This window comes from Streptomyces sp. NBC_01142 (genome assembly GCF_026341125.1).
In the GTDB taxonomy this organism is placed as follows: Bacteria; Actinomycetota; Actinomycetes; order Streptomycetales; family Streptomycetaceae; genus Streptomyces.
The window spans coordinates 3,282,655-3,302,027 of sequence record NZ_JAPEOR010000001.1 but is presented as its reverse complement, the minus strand read 5'-3'; the positions used below and the strand labels follow the sequence as shown (position 1 = coordinate 3,302,027).

18 protein-coding genes are annotated in these 19,373 nt (G+C 69.4%); 12 read left to right on the top strand and 6 right to left on the bottom strand.

Translation table 11 applies throughout. The features are described 5' to 3' along the window. Nucleotides 1-142 precede the first annotated feature (142 nt). The 5 genes from OG883_RS14720 to OG883_RS14700 all read left to right on the top strand — a co-directional run bounded on the left by OG883_RS14720 (nt 143) and on the right by OG883_RS14700 (nt 4,171). Nucleotides 143-883, top strand: a complete 741-nt coding sequence (locus OG883_RS14720; protein ID WP_266540159.1) for a carbonic anhydrase — start codon at nt 143-145, stop codon at nt 881-883. Between the two features lie 98 nt (nt 884-981). Further along, a complete protein-coding gene (locus tag OG883_RS14715; RefSeq protein ID WP_266540157.1) occupies nt 982-1,449 on the top strand; it encodes a MarR family winged helix-turn-helix transcriptional regulator in 468 nt (155 codons plus the stop codon). A gap of 2 nt (nt 1,450-1,451) precedes the next feature. Continuing rightward, nucleotides 1,452-1,904, top strand: a complete 453-nt coding sequence (locus OG883_RS14710) for a hypothetical protein (RefSeq protein WP_266540155.1) — start codon at nt 1,452-1,454, stop codon at nt 1,902-1,904. A 733-nt stretch (nt 1,905-2,637) separates the two neighbouring features. After that, on the top strand, nt 2,638-3,558 hold the full coding sequence (locus OG883_RS14705; RefSeq protein ID WP_266540153.1) for a S1 family peptidase: 921 nt from the start codon (nt 2,638-2,640) through the stop codon (nt 3,556-3,558). Nucleotides 3,559-3,778: 220 nt separating this feature from the next. Then, complete coding sequence (locus tag OG883_RS14700; protein ID WP_266540151.1) at nt 3,779-4,171, top strand: VOC family protein; 393 nt, start codon at nt 3,779-3,781, stop codon at nt 4,169-4,171. A 423-nt stretch (nt 4,172-4,594) separates the two neighbouring features. Here the strand turns inward: OG883_RS14700 and OG883_RS14695 are convergent, their stop codons facing one another. The 3 genes from OG883_RS14695 to OG883_RS14685 are packed head-to-tail and all read right to left on the bottom strand — an operon-like array spanning nt 4,595 to nt 7,009. Further along, entirely contained in the window at nt 4,595-5,437 is an 843-nt protein-coding gene (locus OG883_RS14695; protein WP_323180902.1) for an amino acid ABC transporter ATP-binding protein, read from the bottom strand. Nucleotides 5,438-5,444: 7 nt separating this feature from the next. After that, nucleotides 5,445-6,245: an amino acid ABC transporter permease gene (locus OG883_RS14690; protein WP_266540149.1), complete on the bottom strand. Its 801-nt coding sequence runs from the start codon at nt 6,243-6,245 to the stop codon at nt 5,445-5,447. Then, nucleotides 6,242-7,009 carry an ABC transporter substrate-binding protein gene (locus OG883_RS14685; protein WP_266541542.1) on the bottom strand — a complete coding sequence of 256 codons (768 nt, stop codon included), beginning with the start codon at nt 7,007-7,009 and terminating at the stop codon, nt 6,242-6,244. Before OG883_RS14685 ends, OG883_RS14690 begins: the two co-directional genes overlap by 4 nt. 402 nt (nt 7,010-7,411) lie before the next feature. Between OG883_RS14685 and OG883_RS14680 the strand changes: the two genes are divergently transcribed. From OG883_RS14680 to OG883_RS14670, 3 genes are all read left to right on the top strand, one after another. Beyond that, entirely contained in the window at nt 7,412-7,825 is a 414-nt protein-coding gene (locus OG883_RS14680) for a hypothetical protein (RefSeq protein ID WP_266540147.1), read from the top strand. 141 nt (nt 7,826-7,966) lie between these two features. Further along, nucleotides 7,967-10,261: a protein translocase subunit SecD gene (secD, locus tag OG883_RS14675; protein WP_266540145.1), complete on the top strand. Its 2,295-nt coding sequence runs from the start codon at nt 7,967-7,969 to the stop codon at nt 10,259-10,261. A gap of 438 nt (nt 10,262-10,699) precedes the next feature. After that, entirely contained in the window at nt 10,700-11,980 is a 1,281-nt protein-coding gene (locus tag OG883_RS14670; RefSeq protein WP_266540143.1) for a family 16 glycosylhydrolase, read from the top strand. Between the two features lie 130 nt (nt 11,981-12,110). On the opposite strand, the gene OG883_RS14665 is transcribed toward OG883_RS14670, so the two are convergent. Next, nucleotides 12,111-13,007 (bottom strand): LysR family transcriptional regulator, encoded by an 897-nt coding sequence (locus tag OG883_RS14665; protein ID WP_266540141.1) that lies wholly within the window; start codon nt 13,005-13,007, stop codon nt 12,111-12,113. Nucleotides 13,008-13,136: 129 nt separating this feature from the next. Here OG883_RS14665 and OG883_RS14660 point away from each other — a divergent pair, with 129 nt between their 5' ends. From OG883_RS14660 to OG883_RS14645, 4 genes are all read left to right on the top strand, one after another. Continuing rightward, entirely contained in the window at nt 13,137-14,060 is a 924-nt protein-coding gene (locus OG883_RS14660) for a DMT family transporter (RefSeq protein ID WP_266540139.1), read from the top strand. Nucleotides 14,061-14,611: 551 nt separating this feature from the next. Then, entirely contained in the window at nt 14,612-15,007 is a 396-nt protein-coding gene (locus OG883_RS14655) for a DUF485 domain-containing protein (RefSeq protein ID WP_266540137.1), read from the top strand. Then, nucleotides 15,004-16,620 carry a cation acetate symporter gene (locus OG883_RS14650; RefSeq protein ID WP_266540135.1) on the top strand — a complete coding sequence of 539 codons (1,617 nt, stop codon included), beginning with the start codon at nt 15,004-15,006 and terminating at the stop codon, nt 16,618-16,620. The genes OG883_RS14655 and OG883_RS14650 overlap by 4 nt, the downstream gene beginning before the upstream one ends. A gap of 61 nt (nt 16,621-16,681) precedes the next feature. Continuing rightward, nucleotides 16,682-17,197 (top strand): SRPBCC family protein, encoded by a 516-nt coding sequence (locus OG883_RS14645; protein ID WP_266540133.1) that lies wholly within the window; start codon nt 16,682-16,684, stop codon nt 17,195-17,197. Between the two features lie 54 nt (nt 17,198-17,251). Here OG883_RS14645 and OG883_RS14640 read toward each other — a convergent pair whose 3' ends face one another. Together OG883_RS14640 and OG883_RS14635 are read right to left on the bottom strand one after the other, a co-directional pair. Then, on the bottom strand, nt 17,252-18,166 hold the full coding sequence (locus OG883_RS14640; protein WP_266540131.1) for a LysR family transcriptional regulator: 915 nt from the start codon (nt 18,164-18,166) through the stop codon (nt 17,252-17,254). Next, nucleotides 18,163-19,350 carry a glycine C-acetyltransferase gene (locus OG883_RS14635; RefSeq protein WP_266540129.1) on the bottom strand — a complete coding sequence of 396 codons (1,188 nt, stop codon included), beginning with the start codon at nt 19,348-19,350 and terminating at the stop codon, nt 18,163-18,165. Before OG883_RS14635 ends, OG883_RS14640 begins: the two co-directional genes overlap by 4 nt. Nucleotides 19,351-19,373 lie beyond the last annotated feature (23 nt).

Genomic DNA, 19,373 nt, shown 5'->3' with positions numbered 1-19,373 from the left:
CCCGGCAGTGACGGCCGGTCAACTCACCTTTGCATTCATATGGTTGAACCGCGATCGCCATTTCTCAGGTTTCGTTCAACGACATGTAAAGCAACGTGCAAAATATGAACACCCTGTCGAGTGCGACAGCTACGTTCCCTCCGTGATATTGAAGCGACAGGATGACCTCCGTCCCGGTACGGGACGTCGTGCACTGCTCCGCGCGGCGCTCGCAGGCAGCGCAGTGGCCACCAGCGGTCTCGGGCTCGGCTCGGCACCGGCCGCAGCCGCACCCCGCACGGCGCGGACCGGCGCCCGGCCGACCACCCCTTCTCAGGCGATGCACGAACTGGCCGCAGGCAATCGGCGCTGGCGGACGTACCGTCAGCAACACCCGGACGAGAGCCCGTCCGTACGCCGCGCCATGGTCTCGGGTCAGGACCCCTTCGCCGTCATCCTGGGGTGTGTCGACTCCCGCGTGCCGCCGGAGCTGGTCTTCGACCAGGGGCTCGGCGATCTGCTGACGGTACGGTCGGCCGGCCAGGTCCTGGACGAGGCCGTCCTCGGCAGCGTCGCGTACGGCGTCCTGGAACTGGACATACCCCTGATCCTCGTTCTCGGGCACCAGTCCTGCGGCGCCGTGACCGCGGCCGTTCACGCGGACGAGACGGGTGAGCAACTGCCCTCGCACATACAGTATTTGGCTGAGCAGATACGGCCGGCCATAGACCACAGCCAGCACGGCAACGCCCGTATCGACTCCAGCATCAGCCGCAACGTCGGACTCGTCCGCCGTCGCCTCGCCACGGAGCCCGACCTCGCGACCAGGATCGCCACCGGCGACCTGGCCGTTGTCGGCGCCCGCTACGAACTCCACAACCAGCTCGTCCACGCGATCGACTGACCCGCACCCTCCCGGCCATCACCTCGGACGGCTGCCGTCCGAGGTGTGTGGCGCGCAGATAGTAGCCATGGATATAATCTCCATGTACTCTAACTGTCATGAGTACAGCATCCACGGGCCCCACGCCCGGCTTCCTGGTCTGGCGCCTGTCGACGAAGTGGCGAGTGGCCGTCGACCGGGCGGTCGCGCCACTGGGGCTGACCCATGCGCAGTACTCACTGCTGGCGTCGCTGCTCGGCATGCAGCGTTCCGGAACGCGTCCCAGCCAGCGCCAACTCGCCGACCACACCGGCCTCGAACCGCTCTACGTCTCGAAGCTCGCCCGCGCACTGGAAGCCGCCGGCCTCCTCGAGCGCACCCCCGACCCCGCCGACACACGAGCGGTCCAGCTCTCGCTCACCGCCCACGGACGTGAGGTCACCCGACGAGCGATCGCCGTCGTACAACAGCTCCTCGACCAGCTTCTGGCGCCACTGGGAGGCCTCGACGGCCCCCGTACCGAGGTGTTCGCCCGCGAGCTGGCCATCCTTCTCGACGTCCCACTCGATTCTTCGTCCAAGGAGTAGCCATGCCCACCACACCGACCGTCAACGGCCAGGTCATCGGCCAGGCCCACTACGCCACGCGAGCCGTCCTGGAGCGCGTGCTGGCCGGTTCCGGCACCACGTTCCACCAGTCGGTGGCGCTCAACGCCGCCGCCGACAGCGGCGGGGCGATCGACCACGACCGGCTCATCGACCGGATGACCAGCACCCTGAAGATCGACGCATCAGCCGCGCGGGCGACGATCACCGAGCTGACCGACGCCGAGCTGCTGGAGACCCTGCCCGGCGAGCAGCCCCGCGCCGGGGTCACCGACGCGGGCGAGGCGCTCAATCACCAGATCCGTACGACCGTCAAGGAGATCACCGCGCGACTGTACGGCGGTCTCTCGGCCGAGGACCTGGCAGCGGCGGGCCGTGTGCTGACCGCTGTTACGGCCCGGGCCAATGCCGAGCTGGCGGTCGCCCCGTCCTCGTGACGGTCACACCCAAGGCGGGTGCTGTGCACGCGCACTGGGCACCGTGGGCCCGACACTCGAACGGTTCGCCGAGGGAGGTGAACCCATCCCGGCCGTACTGGCTGTCAGAACACGAAAGCCGATGACGAGAACCGGACACGCGATCCGTGTGGGCGAACCCTGGTGATTGACGCATAACGCCGTGCGGCGGGCGGTCGGCCGCATTCACCGAGCGACGCGGAACGGGATTGCGCGGGGCGGTGGTTCAGCCGGGGCGGGCCGATGCCGGGCCTTGCATGTGCGGGAGCCATCACGGCAACTCGACACCTGGGGTGCACACCGGCAAGGGGACGCACGGGAGTTCCTTGTCGCGCCGGATGACCCGTCGGCATCTCCCATCAACCTTGAGCAGCACAAACGGCAAGCGGCATTCCGGTTGCTGGATCCCCTCTTCCCGGGGGCGAGGTCCCTTCGCAGCTGACTTTCACGTCAGTTGAGAATGCATCAGCAAACATCCTTCACCTCCACCCCTCTTTACGCACGCCCTCCTCCAAGCTTCCGCGCGACACTCGTCCCGGCTGACGCGCGTAGAGCGGCCGAAAGGCGATCTTGCCGCACAACGATCCGGAGCCCAGGATTCCTACCGCACGGATTGTCAGGATCATGACCGTGGTCGAGCCACCACGGTCCGGACATCCGCGCGCTGAGGACCCGTCCACCCAGCGGGCCCCGGATCCCCCCATCGGAGGATGTAGTGAACATCAAGCGCTTCTCCCCCCGCGTCGGTGTCGCGAGACGTGCACGGCTGATCGCCGTCGCATCCACTCTGCTCACCGTTTCCGCGCTTGCCGCCCCCACCGCCGTGGCCGAATCGGGCGGCGACGGCGTACGCGCCACCACCGCCCAACTCGCCCAGGCCGACGATGCCGTGCTCAGGGCCGACGTGCCCGGTACCGCCTGGTACACGGACAAGGCGTCGGGCAAGCTCGTCGTCACGGCGGACGACACTGTCTCGGCCGCCGAGATAGCCAAGATCAAAAAGGCTGCGGGCGCACGGGCCGGGTCCCTTGAGATCGAGCGCACCTCTGGCACGTTCAACAAGCTCATCGCGGGCGGACAGGCCATCTACACCGGCGGCGGACGCTGCTCACTCGGCTTCAACGTCCGCAGCGGAAGTACGTACTACGCCCTCACCGCCGGCCACTGCACCAACATCGGCAGCACCTGGTACACCAACTCCGCCCAGACCACGGTGCTGGGTTCCACGGCCGGTTCGAGCTTCCCGACCAACGACTACGGCATCATCCGGCACTCCAACGCCTCCGCCGCGGACGGCCGGGTCTACCTCTACAACGGCTCGTACCGTGACATCACGGGCGCCGGCAACGCCTCCGTCGGTCAGTCCGTTCAGCGCAGCGGCAGCACCACCGGCCTCCACGGCGGAACAGTCACCGGCCTCAACGCGACGGTGAACTACGGCGGCGGCGATGTCGTCTACGGCATGATCCAGACCAACGTCTGCGCCGAGCCCGGCGACAGTGGTGGCGCCCTGTTCTCCGGCAGCACCGCTCTCGGTCTGACCTCCGGCGGCAGCGGCAACTGCTCCTCCGGCGGCACCACGTTCTTCCAGCCCGTGACCGAGGCGCTCAGCGCCTACGGGGTGAGCGTTTTCTGACGCACGGATCACGGCCGGCGGTCCGCCTTCGGGCGGGCCGCCGGCCTCTGCCGTGCGGCGCCCGGTGGACCGGCGCTACGGGCTCCCCGCGGTGTTCGACAGCCGGTCCAGCCGCGGGGCGACCAGTTCCGCCGCACCTCCGGCCGGAGGCGGGTGCAGGCGCACCGGGCCCGGCGTACCGTGGCACCGACAGTCTCCGTACGGATGGCGGGAGCCCGCGATGGCCGGTGAGATCTCCTTCTTCGAACTGGGCGCGGGCGACGCCGACCAGGCCCGCACGTTCTACAGCGGCCTGTTCGGCTGGACCTTCGAGCCGGGTCCGACCGAGGGCGGCGGGTTCGCGATCCGCACCCCCAACGTCCCGGGCGGCGTGCACGGCGGCGACTCCGGTGCGAGCCCGTATCTGTTCTTCAAGGTCGACGACATGAAGACGGCGATGGACCGCGTACGCGAGCTGGGCGGTACGGTCGACGACTTCGACCCCGGCGGCGACGCCGAGTCCGTCGCCCGGTTCGGCCGCTTCACCCTCTGCCACGACGACCAGGGCTCACCCTTCGGCCTGCACGAGCCGCCGACGGGCGCACAGACCCCCAGTCCGCCGGTGAGCGACTGACGAACTCCTTCGACCTCTCCGGCCGGGATCTTCAGCGAGTTGACGGCCGCGACGAGCCGCTTCTCCTCGTACACGAAGTGCGACTCAGGGGGGCGGCGGGGCCGTCCGGCTCAGCCCGTACGCGTTGCGCCTCCCCCGGATCCGGGCGCGTGCCCGTGCCCGCCACCAGGCCGGATCCGGCTCGAGGCCACCGAGGAGCCTTCCAGTCAGCGCTGGTTCTCGGAGACCACCTCATGGTCCCGCCTCAGTTCCTCAAGGACGGGACCATGAGGTGGGAGGGCCGTCCGGTGGGTGTGTCCACGGCTGTCCCATGATGCGGCGCCTCCATGTCCACGGTGGTCTACTGCCCAGTACACCGCGACGCCGACGTGGGACCCACCGCCCTCCGGGCGGTTCGTCAAACAGTTCGTCCGGCCGGACTCCTCACTTTTCCTGGTCCGCGTCCGTGTCGGGCTCCGGCCCCTGGCCAGGCTGTTCCGCCGCAGCCGGGTCCAGGATGCGGTTGAGGAAGTTCCTGGTCCGCTCGTGCTGCGGATCGCCCACGACCTGTGCCGCCGGACCCTGCTCGACGATCACTCCGCCGTCCATGAACACGACCCGGTCGGCAACCTCCCTGGCGAAGCTCATCTCATGGGTGACGACCATCATCGTCATACCCTCCGCGGCCAGCACCCGCATCACCGCCAGGACTTCACCGACCAGCTCCGGGTCGAGCGCGGAGGTCGGCTCGTCGAAGAGCATCACTTCCGGTCCCATGACCAGCGCCCGCGCGATGGCCACCCGTTGCTGCTGCCCGCCGGACAGCTGTGCGGGGTAGGCGTCCGCCTTGTCGGCCAGCCCCACCCGCTCCAGATTCTCCTTGGCCACCGCCGCCGCACGTGCCTTGTTCCGGCGCAGCACACGACGCTGGGGCAGCGTGAGGTTCTCGGTCACGCTCACATGCGGGAACAGGTTGAACTGCTGGAAGACCATGCCGATACGGCGGCGTACCGCGTCGATGTCGACGTCGAGGTCGGTGACCTCAGTGCCGCCGACAAAGACCTGGCCCTGGGTGGGTTCCTCCAGCAGGTTCACACAGCGCAGCAGCGTCGACTTGCCCGAGCCGGAGGGCCCGATGACACACACCACCTCGCCCCGGGCGATCTCCAGATCGATGCCCCGCAGGACCTCGTTGTCCCCGAACGACTTGTGCAGGCCCCGGATCTCGATCTCCGGGCCGTCCGTGCCCGCGCCCATGGGTCCCACCGTCTCCGTTTTCTCTGACATCTCGTCCTCACTTCGCCTTGTCGGCGCGGGCCTCGAGGCGGCGCACCACGAAACTCAGCGGCACCGTCACGAGCAGATAGCAGAGCCCGGCAACGAGGATCGGGGTGGAGTTGGCGGTCTGGCTGGCCAGGTCCCTGCCGAACTTGGTCAGCTCGCGTTCCTCGAGAGTGACGCCGAGGAAGAGCACCAGCGAGGAGTCCTTGAACAGCAGCACCAGTTCATTGGTGAGCGGCGGGATGACGATACGGAACGCCTGCGGGATGATCACCGACACCATCGCGCGGGCGTGCGAGAAGCCCAGCGAGCGGGCGGCCTCCATCTGCCCCTTGGGTACCGCCTGGATGCCGGCCCTGATCGTCTCGGCCATATAGGCCGCGGCGACCAGACCGAGACCGAGGGCGACCTTTCCGTAGGTGCCGCCGGGGATCTGTGTGCCGGGGAACGCCAGTGGAATGGCGACACCGACGAAAATGAAGATCAGCAGGGCAGGCAGGCCGCGGAAGATCTCGATGTAGATGCTCGCGACCCACCGGTAGGGGGCAACCGACGACAGCCGCATCAGCGCGATGATCAGCCCCAGCACCAGGCCGAAGATGAACCCGGAGAGGGTGTACACCACGGTGTTGCGCAGCGCCGTGGTGATAATGGCCGGGAAGAGCTCTTTGGCGAGGTCTTTCTGCGCGAACTGGTTCTGCAGCCGGTCCCAGTCGGCGAGGAAGCCGACGAGGATCAGCACCGCAACGAACAGTGCGTACTGAATACCCTGCCAGACGCGGCGCCGCTGCCGCCTGGTGAGCCGAGAGGTCACGAGTTGGCCTTGGGAAGCGGGCCGATCCACTGCTTGTACAGCTTGTCGTACGTGCCGTCCGCCCGGGCGTCCGTGATCGCCTTGTTGACCGCCGCAAGCAGCTTGGCGTTGCCCTTCTTCACCGAGAAGCCGTACTGCTCACCGGTGTCGATGTTCTGGCCGAGGGCGAATTCGGCGGCGTTGGCCTTGTCCTTGAGCCAGCCCTGGACAACCGGGTAGTCGATGACGACGGCGTCGACCTGGCCGGTACGCAGTCCGTTGAGCACCGCGTCGGAGCTTTCGAACGCCACCGGGTTGAAGCCCTGCTCCTTGGCGTAGCTCTCGCCGGTGGTCTCCGCCTGGGCGCCCAGTTTCTTCTTCTGGGACTTGATCTCCGCCAGGGTGGTCACGCCGCTCTTCTTGGTCGCGAGCAGCGCCTGGGTGGCGTCGAAGTACGGGACGGAGAAGTCCACGTTCTTCTTGCGCTCCGCGGTGATCGTCATGCCTGCGGCGGCCAGATCACACTCGCCGGAATTGAGGAACGCGCCGGTCTTGAAGTTCTCGAACGGTGTGTCGAGGATCTTCTGTTCGACCTTGAGGTTCTTCGCCACCAGATCGATCAGGGCCACGTCGAAGCCGACGACCTTGCCGTCCCGCTCGAACTGGAACGGCGGATAGGGCAGGTGGGTGCAGGTGGTCAGGCTGCCTTTCGCGACCACGGGGACGCCGCCCGCCGCTTCACCGGGGCCGTCGTCGCCGGAGGAACAACCGACGGCGAGGAACATCCCGGCAGCCACAGCACCGGCAGTGGCGCGGGTACGGATGATGCTGCGGTGGGTGCGGTGTCCACTGGCCGTCCAGAACACGGTTGACCTCCATGAGTACGGGTGGGCGGTCGGCATGACGCAGACGCCCGTCCGAGATCGTAAGCCACTGGGGCGGCGGCGTGACGGAGCTGTCCACATCGCGTCAGGCCCTTGCGACGGCCTCAATGCGCCGGGCCTGCCGCTGCCGGTCTGAAGCATCGTCAGGTCCCGTGGGGCGGGCGCCGGATGGCCCTGGGATACGCGACCGGAGACCTCTCCCACGCCCTCGCCCCGTCGCATAGTCTTGGCTCACCGGACGGACGGCCGGACAGATGACTGCCAAGAAAAGCGGGCAAAACAGGCCATAGACGGGGGAGTCGGGTGCAGCAGCGCGTACGTCTCCTCGTCTCGGCCACCCTGCCCTCCCTGCTGATCGGGGTGTGGGCCGCGTTTCTGCTCCTCACCGGCGCCACCCCGTCCGCAGCGGCCGGCGGTCAGGTCGCCGCCCCGGTCGCTTCCGCCCGCCTCGACGGGCCACAGCGGACCGCGCAGTCGCGGCCCGAGGTACGGCGTGCCACGGCCTCGGCCTCGGTCGCCGTCCTGGAGATCGTGGCCGCCGAGAGCAGCCCGCGGCCGCCCGATGCACCCCCGGCGCCGGCAGGTCCGGTACCGCCCGCGTACCAGCCGCCCGTTCACGGCGGCGAGACGGCGCAGCCGCGCCAGGAGCGGGCGCCGCCCGGGGATCCGTACGATCCACGCCGTACTCGCGCACCACCCTCCACCCGGAGCAGCTGACGTTCTCAGGCGTCCGCCCCGCCCGCCCGGCCTGCGCGGCATACCCGCAGGCCGCGCCGGCAGCAGGCGCGGCACGCCTCCTGCCCGTACGTCCCTGTGTCCGCAGGCGCCCGGCGTCTGCGTGCTGCCCGTGGAGCTGTCATGTCTTCTCGTGCCACGGCCTGGCGTGCGCTGATCGCGCTCGCCGTCGTCGCCGTGTCCCTGTTCTTCGCCCTGACCACCCCTGCCCGACTCGGGCTTGATCTGCGGGGCGGTACCCGAATCGTCCTTCAGACCCAGGACTCCCCCACCGGCCGCGCCGACGCGGCGGCCACCGACCGTGCGATGGAGGTGTTGCGGCAGCGGATCGACGCGCTCGGTGTCGCCGAGCCGACGCTCGCCCGTTCCGGGGAGCGGCGCATCGTCGTCGAACTGCCCGGCGTACAGGATCCGCGGAAGGCCGCCGAAGCCATCGGCCGTACCGCGCAGCTCACCTTCCATCCGGTGCGCGGCGCAACCGCCGGGCCGCAGACCCGCCCGGCGGCGGACGGCTCGCAGGTGCTGCCGGATCCCGACGCGCCCGGCCGCTTCCTCCGCCTGAGCGCGACCGCCCTGACCGGCGAAGGCGTCAAGGACGCCCATGCGGTCCTCGATACGCAGACGGGGGGCGGCTGGGGAGTCGATCTCTCCTTCCGTGGCGACGCCTCGAAACAGTGGGCCCGCATCACCGGCGAGGCGGCCTGCGCCGCGCCCGCGGATCCCGCCCGCCGGGTGGCGATCGTCCTCGACGGCCGGGTCGTCTCCGCACCCGGCATGCAGCAGTCGGTGCCCTGCGGGGCCGGCATCACCGGCGGCTCCGCGCAGATCAACGGGGATTTCGGCGCTGCGGAGGCGCGTGAGCTCGCGGCTCTGGTGAAGGGCGGTGCACTGCCGGTGCCGGTGACGGCCGTCGAGCAGTCCACCGTCGGTCCGAGCCTCGGCGCCGACGCGATCAGGGCCAGTGCGCAGGCCGCCGTGATCGGGCTCATCTGCACCGGCGTGTTCATCATCGCCGTCTACCGGCTCCTGGGAGCGCTGGCCACCGTCGCGCTCGCGCTGTACGGACTGATCTCCTACGCCGCCGTCGTCGCGATCGGCGCCACGCTCACCCTCCCCGGCCTGGCCGGCTTCGTCCTGGCGATCGGTATCGCCGTCGACGCGAACGTTCTCGTCTTCGAGCGGGCCCGGGAAGAGTACGCGCGCTCGGCCACCCGCTCACCGGACATGCGCCGCCCGCTGCGTACCGGCTTCGCCAAGGCCTGGAGTGCGGTCGCCGACTCGAACGTGACCACACTCCTCGCCGCCGGTCTGCTGTTCTTCTTCGCCACGGGGCCCGTGAAGGGGTTCGGGGTGACGCTCGCCGTCGGCGTGCTGGCCTCCATGGTCTCGGCGATGGTGATCACCCGCGTGCTCGCGGAGTGGGCGGTGCGGCGCCGATCCGTTCGCCGCCGTCCCGCGCTGACCGGGCTGGCCACGACGGGCCGGCTGCGGGCCCGTCTCGCGCGCCGCAGGCCACGCCTGATGCGGCACCGGCGCCGGTGGCTCGGAGTCTGCGCCGGCCTGCTACTTCTCGCCGTCGGCGGAATCGGGCTGCGCGGGATGGAGTTCGGTGTGGAGTTCACCGGCGGACGAGTCGTTCAGTACGCCGCCGAGCGACCGGTGGACGCCGACACGGCCCGCGATGCGGTCGCCGATGCGGGCTTCCCGCACGCCGTCGTCCAGAGGGCGGACGAGAAGGGCATCACCGTACGCACCGGACAGTTGACCAACCAGCAGCAGGAGCAGATCCGTGACGCCCTGCACAAAACGGTCGGGAAGGTCACCGTCGAGCGGGATGAACTGATCGGCCCCAGCCTGGGCAGCGAGCTGCGTACCCACGCCCTGATCGCGCTGGGTGTCGCCGTCGCCGCGCAACTCCTCTATCTCACGGTGCGGTTCCGCTGGACCTTCGCCACCGCCGCGGTCGCCGCGATGACACAGGACGTCCTTCTTGTGGTCGGCCTCTTCGCCTGGCTGGGTAAACCCGTCGACAGCGTCTTCCTCGCGGCGCTGCTGACCGTCGTCGGCTACTCCGTCAACGACACCGTCGTCGTCCTCGACCGGCTCCGCGAACTGCGGCGTACGAACCGGACCGCGGAATGGCCGGAACTGGCCGACCAGGCCGTCGCACAGACGCTGCCCCGTACCGTCAACACCGGGATGGGGGCTCTGTTCGTGCTGGTCGCTCTCGCCGTGCTCGGCGGCGACTCGCTCGCCGATTTCTCGATCGCCCTGCTGGCGGGAGTGGTGGCGGGCGTCGCCTCGACCGTGTTCACCGCCATGCCGCTGGCCGTGATCCTCCAGGCCCGTCATCCGGAGCCACAGCGCTCTGAGGCCGCCCGCGCCAAGACCCGGGACGGTTCGGGAGCGGTGGTCTAGGCATCCGTACGGCCATGGCCGGGACCGGGTGGCCGGAACCGCATCGGTCCCGGCCACCCGGTCCCGGCCATCCGGTCATTGGCATCCGGTCATTGCCTTCACTGCCTTCACTGCTTGAGACGATCCGACAGCGCAGGTGGGCCGGCATCGAGGCACCGGCGGGCGATCGTGCCACCCGCGCCCCGGCCGCCTTGTCCCCCTGGATCCCTTTCGCCACGCGTCGGCGACGGAAATCCCACCAACGACGTCGGCACCAAGGGCATTGGTCCACACCAAGGTCTTGACAGTCATTTAGTTCACTTCTTAAATCACGTAGTGAACTAAGCCCCCCTCACACCCCCCACCCCAGTCGGCGCATCCTCGCAGCCCCTTTGCATGGCACCTGTCATAGCCATGACAGGTGCCCCCCTTCCTCTTCACGTCCCGGAAGGGAGAGTCATGGACTCCCCGCGCTTATCACGTCGATTGTTTGTGTCCGTTGTCTCGGTCCTGGCGCTTGCCGCGAGCGCCGCCGGCCTCGCGAGCGGCGCACCCGCACCGCACGGCGCGCTCGCCGCCGCGCCCGCCGTCGCCTCCGCCGCGATCACGTTCTCCGACGACTTCGAAGGCCCGGCGGGTTCGGCCGTCGACGCCGGCAAGTGGCAGATCGAGACGGGCGACAACGTCAACAACCACGAGCGGCAGTACTACACGGCCGGCAACCGCAACGCCGCTCTCGACGGCCAGGGCCATCTGGTCATCACCGCCCGCCGGGAGAACCCGCACAACTACCAGTGCTGGTACGGCCGATGCGAGTACACCTCCGCCCGGCTGAACACCGCGGGCAAGTTCACCCAGACCCACGGACATGTCGAGGCCAGGCTCAAGGTCCCGCGCGGCCAGGGCATGTGGCCGGCCTTCTGGATGCTGGGCAACGACATCGGCCAGGTCGGCTGGCCCAACTCGGGCGAGATCGATGTCATGGAGAACGTCGGCTTCGAACCCTCCACCGTCCACGGCACCCTCCACGGTCCGGGCTACTCCGGCTCCGGCGGTATCGGCGCCGCCTACACCCTGCCCGGCGGCCAGGCCTTCGCCGACGCCTTCCACACCTTCGCCGTCGACTGGTCCCCGAACCAGGTGACCTGGTCCGTGGACGGCACGGTCTATCAGCGACGCACCCCCGCCGATCTCGGCGGCCGTACGTGGGTGTTCAACAAGCCCTTCTTCCTCATCCTCAATCTCGCGGTCGGCGGCCACTGGCCGGGCGACCCCGACGGAAGCACCGTCTTCCCCCAGCAACTCGTCGTCGACCACGTACGGGTCAGCACGAGCGACGGCGGGCCGGGTACGGGCGGCCCCATCACGGGTCTGGGCGGCAAGTGCGTGGATGTGGCGGGAGCCAACAGCGCCAACGGCACCCCCGTACAGCTCTACGACTGCAACAGCACCGGCTCCCAGCAGTGGAGCGTCGGTACGGACAGCACGGTCCGGGCCCTCGGCAAGTGCCTCGACGTCACCTCGGGCGGCACCGCCGACGGCACCACCGTCCAGCTCTGGGACTGCAACGGATCGCCCGCCCAGCGCTGGAGCGTCACCGCCGCACACGACATCGTCAACCCCCAGTCAGACAAGTGCCTCGACGCCACCGGCAACAGTTCGGCCAACGGCACCCGCCTGCAGATCTGGACCTGCACCGGCGCCGCCAACCAGAAGTGGACAGTGAGCGGCCGCGGTTGACCCGCGCACCGCAGTTCAACGAGCGACCCGCAGTTCCGGCATCCCCGCCCCCACCCCTGCCCACGCTGACACCCGCCGCTGGAGAAACAGTGCTCCGATCCCCGCGAAACACCGAGAGCGGGTCTTCCCACTACGGCGCCGCCGCCGCGTCGCGGAGTGCGTCGAGCAGCCCGCGCAGCGCGGGCTGGGGCAGCGAAGTCTCCCGTACCGCCGCGAAGATCCCTCTGATCGGCTCGGGGTTGCGGACCTTGCGTACGACGACGGCGGGATGGCGGCTGCCCAGCACAATGCCCGGCATCAGGCCGATGCCGAGGCCGGCGGCGACGAAGCCCTGTGCCGTGGCGTAGTCCTCGCTGTCGACCACGAAGTCCGGACTGAAGCCGGCCGAGGCGCAGGCGTCGAGCACGATCTGAAGGCAGGGACCCTCCGGCCACTCGTTGCCGACCCACGGCTCGTCGGCGAGATCGGTCAGCTCGAGTACCCGTTTGGCGGCGAGCCGGTGCCCCTTGGGCAGCACGGCACGGTACGGATCGTCGAGCAGGTGCACCAGACGGACATCGTCGCGGGGCCGGTCGCGCGGGTGGACCACGACTGCCAGGTCTGCCCTGCCTTTCTTCACCTCCGGCAGCGGGTCGTCGGGGTCGATCAGTCTCAGATCGACCTGCACACCCGGATGCGCGCGGCGCAGCTGTGCCACGGCGGGCGCGACCAGGGTCGCGCCCGCCGTGGCGAAGTACCGGATCGACAGCCGTCCGGTACGACCGTCTCTCAGGTCGGCCAGGGCCGTTTCCGCCTCGGCAACGTTCTTGCCGATGATGGCAGCGTGCTCGGTGAGCAGCCGCCCGGCGGCCGTTGGCTGTACACCGCGGCCTACCCGTTCGAGCAGCGCCATTCCGACCTGCTTCTCCAGCGCCGTCACCTGCTGGCTGACGGCGGACGGCGTGTATCCCAGATTCGCCGCTGCCGCGGTGACCGAGCCACTGGTGACCACCGCCCTGAGGACCTGCATGCGTCGCACGTCGAGCATGTAGTAGAGGTTAACGGTCCATGCAGCACTTTTCACTGGTCTTACCAAGTCGACTGAGGCACCGTGGTCCCGAGGCAACCGACAGGGGAGACAAACGTGTTCAGCGGCGGACGTGGAACGTTGATACGCATGGGTGTGCTCGCCCTGCTGTGGGGATCGGGCTTCCTGTGGATCGATCTGGCCCTGAACAACGGCCTGTCGCCGGTCCAGATCACTGTCACGCGCTGCACCCTGGGCGCGCTCGTTCTCCTCGTCCTGTGCTTCTCAGCAGGGCAGCGTCTCCCCCGGGACCGTGCGATCTGGGGTCACCTCATCGTGGCCGCCTTCTTCTGCAACGCACTGCCGTTCGCCCTGTTCAGCATCGGCCAGCAGACGGTCGACTCCGGAGTGGCCGGCGTACTGAACGCGACAACTCCCCTGTGGTCCCTGCTGATCGGCCTCGCCATCGGCGCGGAGCGCTCGATCCACCGGGTTCGGCTGGGCGGACTCCTTCTCGGATTCGCGGGCACGCTGCTGATCTTCGCCCCGTGGCAGCAGGGCGGGCTGACCAGTTGGGGTGCCCTCACCATCCTCGGTGCCGCGCTGAGCTACGCCGTCGCCTTCGCCTATATGGGACGCAAGCTCACCGGCAGGGGGACCGCCCCCATGGCACTCTCCGCGGCCCAACTCGTCACCGCGACGGGACTGAGCACGCTCGCTCTGCCCGCAGGCGATCTGGAGTCGGCGAACGTCAATGCGACCGGTCTGACCGCGGTCGTCATCCTCGGGATCTTCGGCACCGGAATCACCTTCGCGCTCCACTACCGACTCATCGCGGACGAAGGCGCTACCAATGCCGCCACGGTCGGCTATCTGCTGCCGGTGGTCTCGGTGGCACTGGGCGCCATCGTGCTCAACGAAGAGATCACCTTCCGGATCGTCGCGGGGATGGTGGTCGTACTCGCCGGTGTCGGCATGACGCAGTGGCGCAAGCGGACTCCGGCGCCGCTCGAGACAGTCGACATGGAACTGGCGAGGGAGAAGGCGCTCACCGAGCGCCGGACCGAGGCGTGATGGCGTGATGGCGTGATGGCGTGGCAGAACAGCGCCTGCGCCGCATCGGACGCGTGCGTCGCCTTCCGCGTCTGCATGGAGCAGCACCCCGGCGGACTCACCTGAACGCCTGCCGTCGCTGTACCGAGCCGCTCGTGTGCGCGGGTCACGATTTCGCACCGCCGCCGCAACGTGACATCCGTAGGTGGTCAGTGGTCGCGGCGGCACTGCGCGAGGGGGCTGGGCCACGAGGGCCGGTCCGTCTGCGGCTGCGGCACGGAGCCGAGGTTCCGCCCCCGTACACGCTCCGAGCTGCGGGTTCGCAGATGCGCGGCCGTGCGCACGGCGGTTGCGCCCGCCGCGATGCCGTCCCGCGTCGACCCTCACCTTCCCCGGCGGCAGCCAGGCGACGGCGCCCGAAACGGGCTGAAAGATCCGGCCCCGCGAGACAACTGACCGACCAGACAGTCCATGCAACAATGCTCCGGCATTCACCTACCCGCGGGTAACGTGTGCCGGTCTCGCGGCATGCCCTGCCCCGGCCGACCGCGAGGCATACGAGGAACGCAGCGATGTCGTACTACTCCCCACCGCCCTCATATCCCGAGCAGCCCGGACCGTCCCAGCACTACTGGCAGGATCCCCCTCCTCCCCCGGAGCCGCCCGTCGCTCCCCCCAGCGATGTGCCCGCGCTCAGCAGTGCCTACCGCCGGCTGCGCCGCGTCGGGACCCTGACCGCGCTCGGCTACTTCGTCCTCTTCCTCCTCCTCTCCGCCTACGCACCGGGGCTGATGACCGGCAAGATCACCCGCGGCCTCACCTTCGGCCTCCTGCTCGGCCTGCTCCAGCTCCCCGTGACGCTGGTGGCCGTGGCCGCGTACGAGAGGTCCGCACGCCGCCGGGTCGATCCGCTCGCCGAGGCCGTCCGCCGCCAGGCCGCCCAGAGCCCGCAAGGAGCACGCCGATGACCGAATTCGGTTCCGAGGCCCAGACGATGTCCTTCGTCGCCTTTATCGCGGTGACCACCGTGACCCTGCTGCTGTGCGTGATGACCGGGCCGGACCGCGACGACCTGGACGAGTTCTACACCGGCTACCGCTCCCTCTCCCCCATGCGGAGCGGCCTCGCCATCGCCGGCGACTACATATCCGCCGCCAGTGTGCTGGGCACCATCGGCGTCATCTCGCTGGTCGGCCAGGACGGGCTCGTGCTCGCCCTCAGCACGGCACTCTCACTGGTGCTGCTGATGTTCCTGCTGGCGGAACCCCTGCGCAACGCCGGCCGGTTCACCATGGGCGACGTGCTGACCCGGCGCACCCCGAGCGCCGCCGTCCGTATCACCGCGTGCGTCGTCACCCTCGTCGCCCTCTTCCCCCTGCTGATCTTCCAGCTCGCGGGCGCGGGCGATCTGCTGGCCTTCGTCCTGGGCATCGATGCCGCCGGCTTCAAGACCGGCTCCATTGTGCTGCTCGGCCTGTTGATGATCATCTACGCGGCCATCGGCGGTATGAAGGGCACCGCCTTCATCCAGCTGGTCAAGACCGTGGTGCTGCTCGCGGCTGCCGTCGCCATCGCCGCGCTCGTTCTGAACCGCTTCGACTTCAGCCTGCCCGCCCTGCTGGACGCCGCCGCGCGGGGCAGCGGAGCCGGTGATGCCTACCTCGCGCCGGGTCTCCAGTTCGACGGCGGTGGACTCGACATGATCAGCACGCAGCTGACCGTCGTCCTGGGTGCGGCCTGCCTCCCCCACATCACCATGCGCATGTTCAGCTCGCGCAGTGCGCCCGCCGTACGCCGCTCGATGTCCTGGGCTGTCTCCACCGTCGTCGTCATGGGCATGCTCAGCGCCGTGATCGGTTTCGGCGCCGCCGCGGTCGTCGGCCGCGAACAGATCACGCTTGCCGACCCGCAGGGCAAGACCTCGATCCTCCTGGTCAGCCAGGCGATCATGGGCACGGAAGTCTCGACCTTCGAGACACTGCTGTTCACGGCCATGACCACGGCGATCTTCCTGACCCTGCTGGCCTCCGTCGCCGGTATCACGCTCGCCTGCGCCAACTCCCTCGCGCACGACCTCATCACGCACGGTCTGCAGCGCAAGAAGGTACTGCGCGACAGCTCCGAGATGATGCTGGCCCGCGCCACCGCGGCCGCGGTCGGTCTCTCCGCGATCATGCTCGCCGCCGCCTCCCGGCACTTGAACCTGCAGGCGATGGTCACCCTGTCCTTCTGTCTGGGCGCCTCCGCGATCGCTCCCGCGCTCGTCTATAGCCTCTTCTGGCGCCGCTACACCCGCACCGGACTGCTGAGCACTCTCGTCGTCGGCACGCTGAGTGTCCTGGTCCTCATCACGGGCACGACGCTGATCTCCGGCTCGCCCCAAGCCATCTTCCCCGACGACGACTTCACCTGGTTCCCCTACACGACCACCGGGCTCGTCTCCATCCCCCTCGGGTTCCTCGCCGGCTGGCTCGGCACCGTCCTCACCCCCCGGAGTACCCGAGCGCGACGCCAACACGACCAGGATTACGATGCAGTTGAAGCAGCCATCCTGGCAGATGCCCCAGGCCCCCGGAGCTGACAATCACCGCTGGACGGCGACCCGCCGGCGGCGGGCGCCCAACGGATCGGAGTCGTACCCCATGGCACGCACCCTCTCGGTTTGGGACAGCATCGTCATCGACGCCGCCCCCTCGACGATCTACGCGCAGGTCAGCAACCCCGCGCTGATGGGGCGCTGGAGCCCGGAGAACCGCGGCGCGACCGTGCGCGACGGCAGTGAGCAGGCCTATGTGGGCATGGTCTTCGACGGCTACAACAAACGAGGGCCGCTGCGCTGGACCACGCGGTGCACGGTGACCGCCGCCGATCCGGGTGAACGTTTCGCCTTCCGGGTGCGTGCCATCGGCAAACGGCGGCCTGTGCTGCCCGGCCGGATCGCCACCTGGGAGTACCGGTTCGAGGCGGTCGAGGGCGGGACCCGGGTGACCGAGACATGGACCGACGATCGGCGCTCCTGGCCCGACGTGGTGGCCAACGCCTTCGACAGGATGGCCACCCGCGGGCATACGTTCGCCGACTTCCAGCGCGGCAACATCCGCACCACCTTGGGCAATCTCAAGCTGGCGATGGAGACGGCGGCACAGCCCGGGAACTGACCCCTTGCCCGATCGCGGGAGCCGATCCCTGCCGATCTCCTGCTGATTCCCTGCTCAGTCGGTGGACAGCCCGCCCGCTGATCCGGCCAGTGCGTCGAGCACCGGCCGGATCAGCGGGTGCAGTTCCGCTCCTCGGCGTACGGCGGCAAATACCCTGCGGGTCGCGGCGGGACCCGTCACGGGCCGGACGACGACGTCCTTCAGCTCCATCCCGCACAGCGCTGAGCGCGGTACGAGCGCCACGCCCGCGCCCGCCCCGGCGAGGGCGACCACGGCGCGGAAGTCGTCCGAGGAGTGCACCAGACGCGGCTGGAATCCGGCGAGCTCACAGGCCAGCAGCACCATGTCGTGACAGGGATTGCCGGGGTACGGGCCGATCCAGTCGCTGTCCGCGAGCTCGGCGAGCCCGACGCGTCCGCCCCGCCCGAGGGGGTGGTCGACGTGCAGTACGGCATCGAAGGGCTCCGCGTAGAGCGGCACGCGCGCCAGCCGCTGGTCGTCCTCTCGAGGTGCGCCCCGGTACTCGACCGCCACGGCCAGATCCGCCTCGCCGTCGAGCACCAGCGGCAGGCTCTCGTCGCCCTCGGCGTCCCGTACCCGTACCCGGATGTCCGGGTGCTCCGTGGTGAGGCGCCCGATGGCCGGGGCAACGACCTCTGCGATACCCGTGGCGAAGGCGGCGACCGTGACCTCGCCGGCCGCGCCGCCCGCATACGCCGCCAGCTCCGCCTCGGCCCGCTCCAGCTGGGCGAGAACGGCATGGGTGTGGGCGAGCAGGATCTCGCCCGCCGCCGTCAGCCGTACCCCTTTGCCACTGCGGATCAGCAGGGCGTGGCCGGTCTCCTGCTCGAGCGCGTTGAGCTGCTGGGAGACGGCCGAGGGGGTGAGGTAGAGCGCGGACGCCGCGGCGGTCACCGTTCGGTGGTCCGCCACGGCCCGCAGAATACGAAGCCGCCGGGGGTCGATCACCCAGCCATTGTCGCTCGTGCGTCGACGAAGGCCGCCACCGCCCGCTCCACGTCGGCGGTGGAGTGCGCGGCGGAGAGCTGGACCCGGATCCGCGCCTGTCCCATCGGGACGACGGGGTACGAGAAGCCGATCACGTAGACGCCGCGCTCCAGGAGCAGTTCCGCCATCCGGCCGGCCTCGGCCGCGTCGCCGATCATGACGGGGGCGATGGCGTGGTCGCCGGGCAGGATCTCGAAGCCCGCCTCGGTCATCTTCGTACGGAACAGGGCGGTGTTCGCGTTCAGGCGCTCACGCAGGTCGTCGGCCGACTCCAGCAGGTCGAGGACCTTGAGGGAAGCGGCGGCGATCACCGGGGCGAGGGAGTTGGAGAAGAGGTACGGGCGGGAGCGCTGGCGCAGCAGCTCGACGATCTCGGCGCGGGCCGCCACATAGCCGCCGGACGCGCCGCCCAGCGCCTTGCCGAGGGTGCCGGTGATGATGTCGACGCGGTCCATCACGCCGTGCAGCTCGGGGGTGCCGCGGCCACCGGGGCCGACGAAGCCGACGGCGTGCGAGTCGTCGACCATGACCATCGCGTCGTAGCGGTCCGCGAGGTCGCAGATCTCGGCCAGCGGAGCGACATAGCCGTCCATGGAGAAGACACCGTCGGTGACGATGAGGCGGCGGCGGGCGCCGCCCTCGACGGCCTCCTTGAGCTGCTGCTCCAGGTCGGCGAGGTCGCGGTTGGCGTACCGGTGGCGGCGGGCCTTGGACAGGCGGATGCCGTCGATGATGCTCGCGTGGTTGAGGGCGTCGGAGATGACCGCGTCCTCGGGGCCCAGCAGGGTTTCGAAGACGCCGCCGTTGGCGTCGAAGCAGGAGGAGTAGAGGATCGTGTCCTCCTGGCCGAGGAACGCCGACAGGCGCTGCTCGAGCTCCTTGTGGATCTCCTGGGTGCCGCAGATGAAGCGGACGGAGGCCATGCCGTAGCCCCAGCGGTCCAGCGCTTCCTTGGCGGCGGCAACGACCTCGGGGTGGTCGGCGAGGCCGAGGTAGTTGTTGGCGCAGAAGTTGAGTACGTCGCCCGAGGCGACGGACACGGAGGCGCTCTGCGGGGTGCCGATGACCCGCTCGGGCTTGTAGAGACCGGCAGCGCGGATCTCGTCGAGGGTGGTGGCGAGGTCGTCCCGGACGGACGCGTACATGAGGGCTCCTTGAGTTCGGGAGG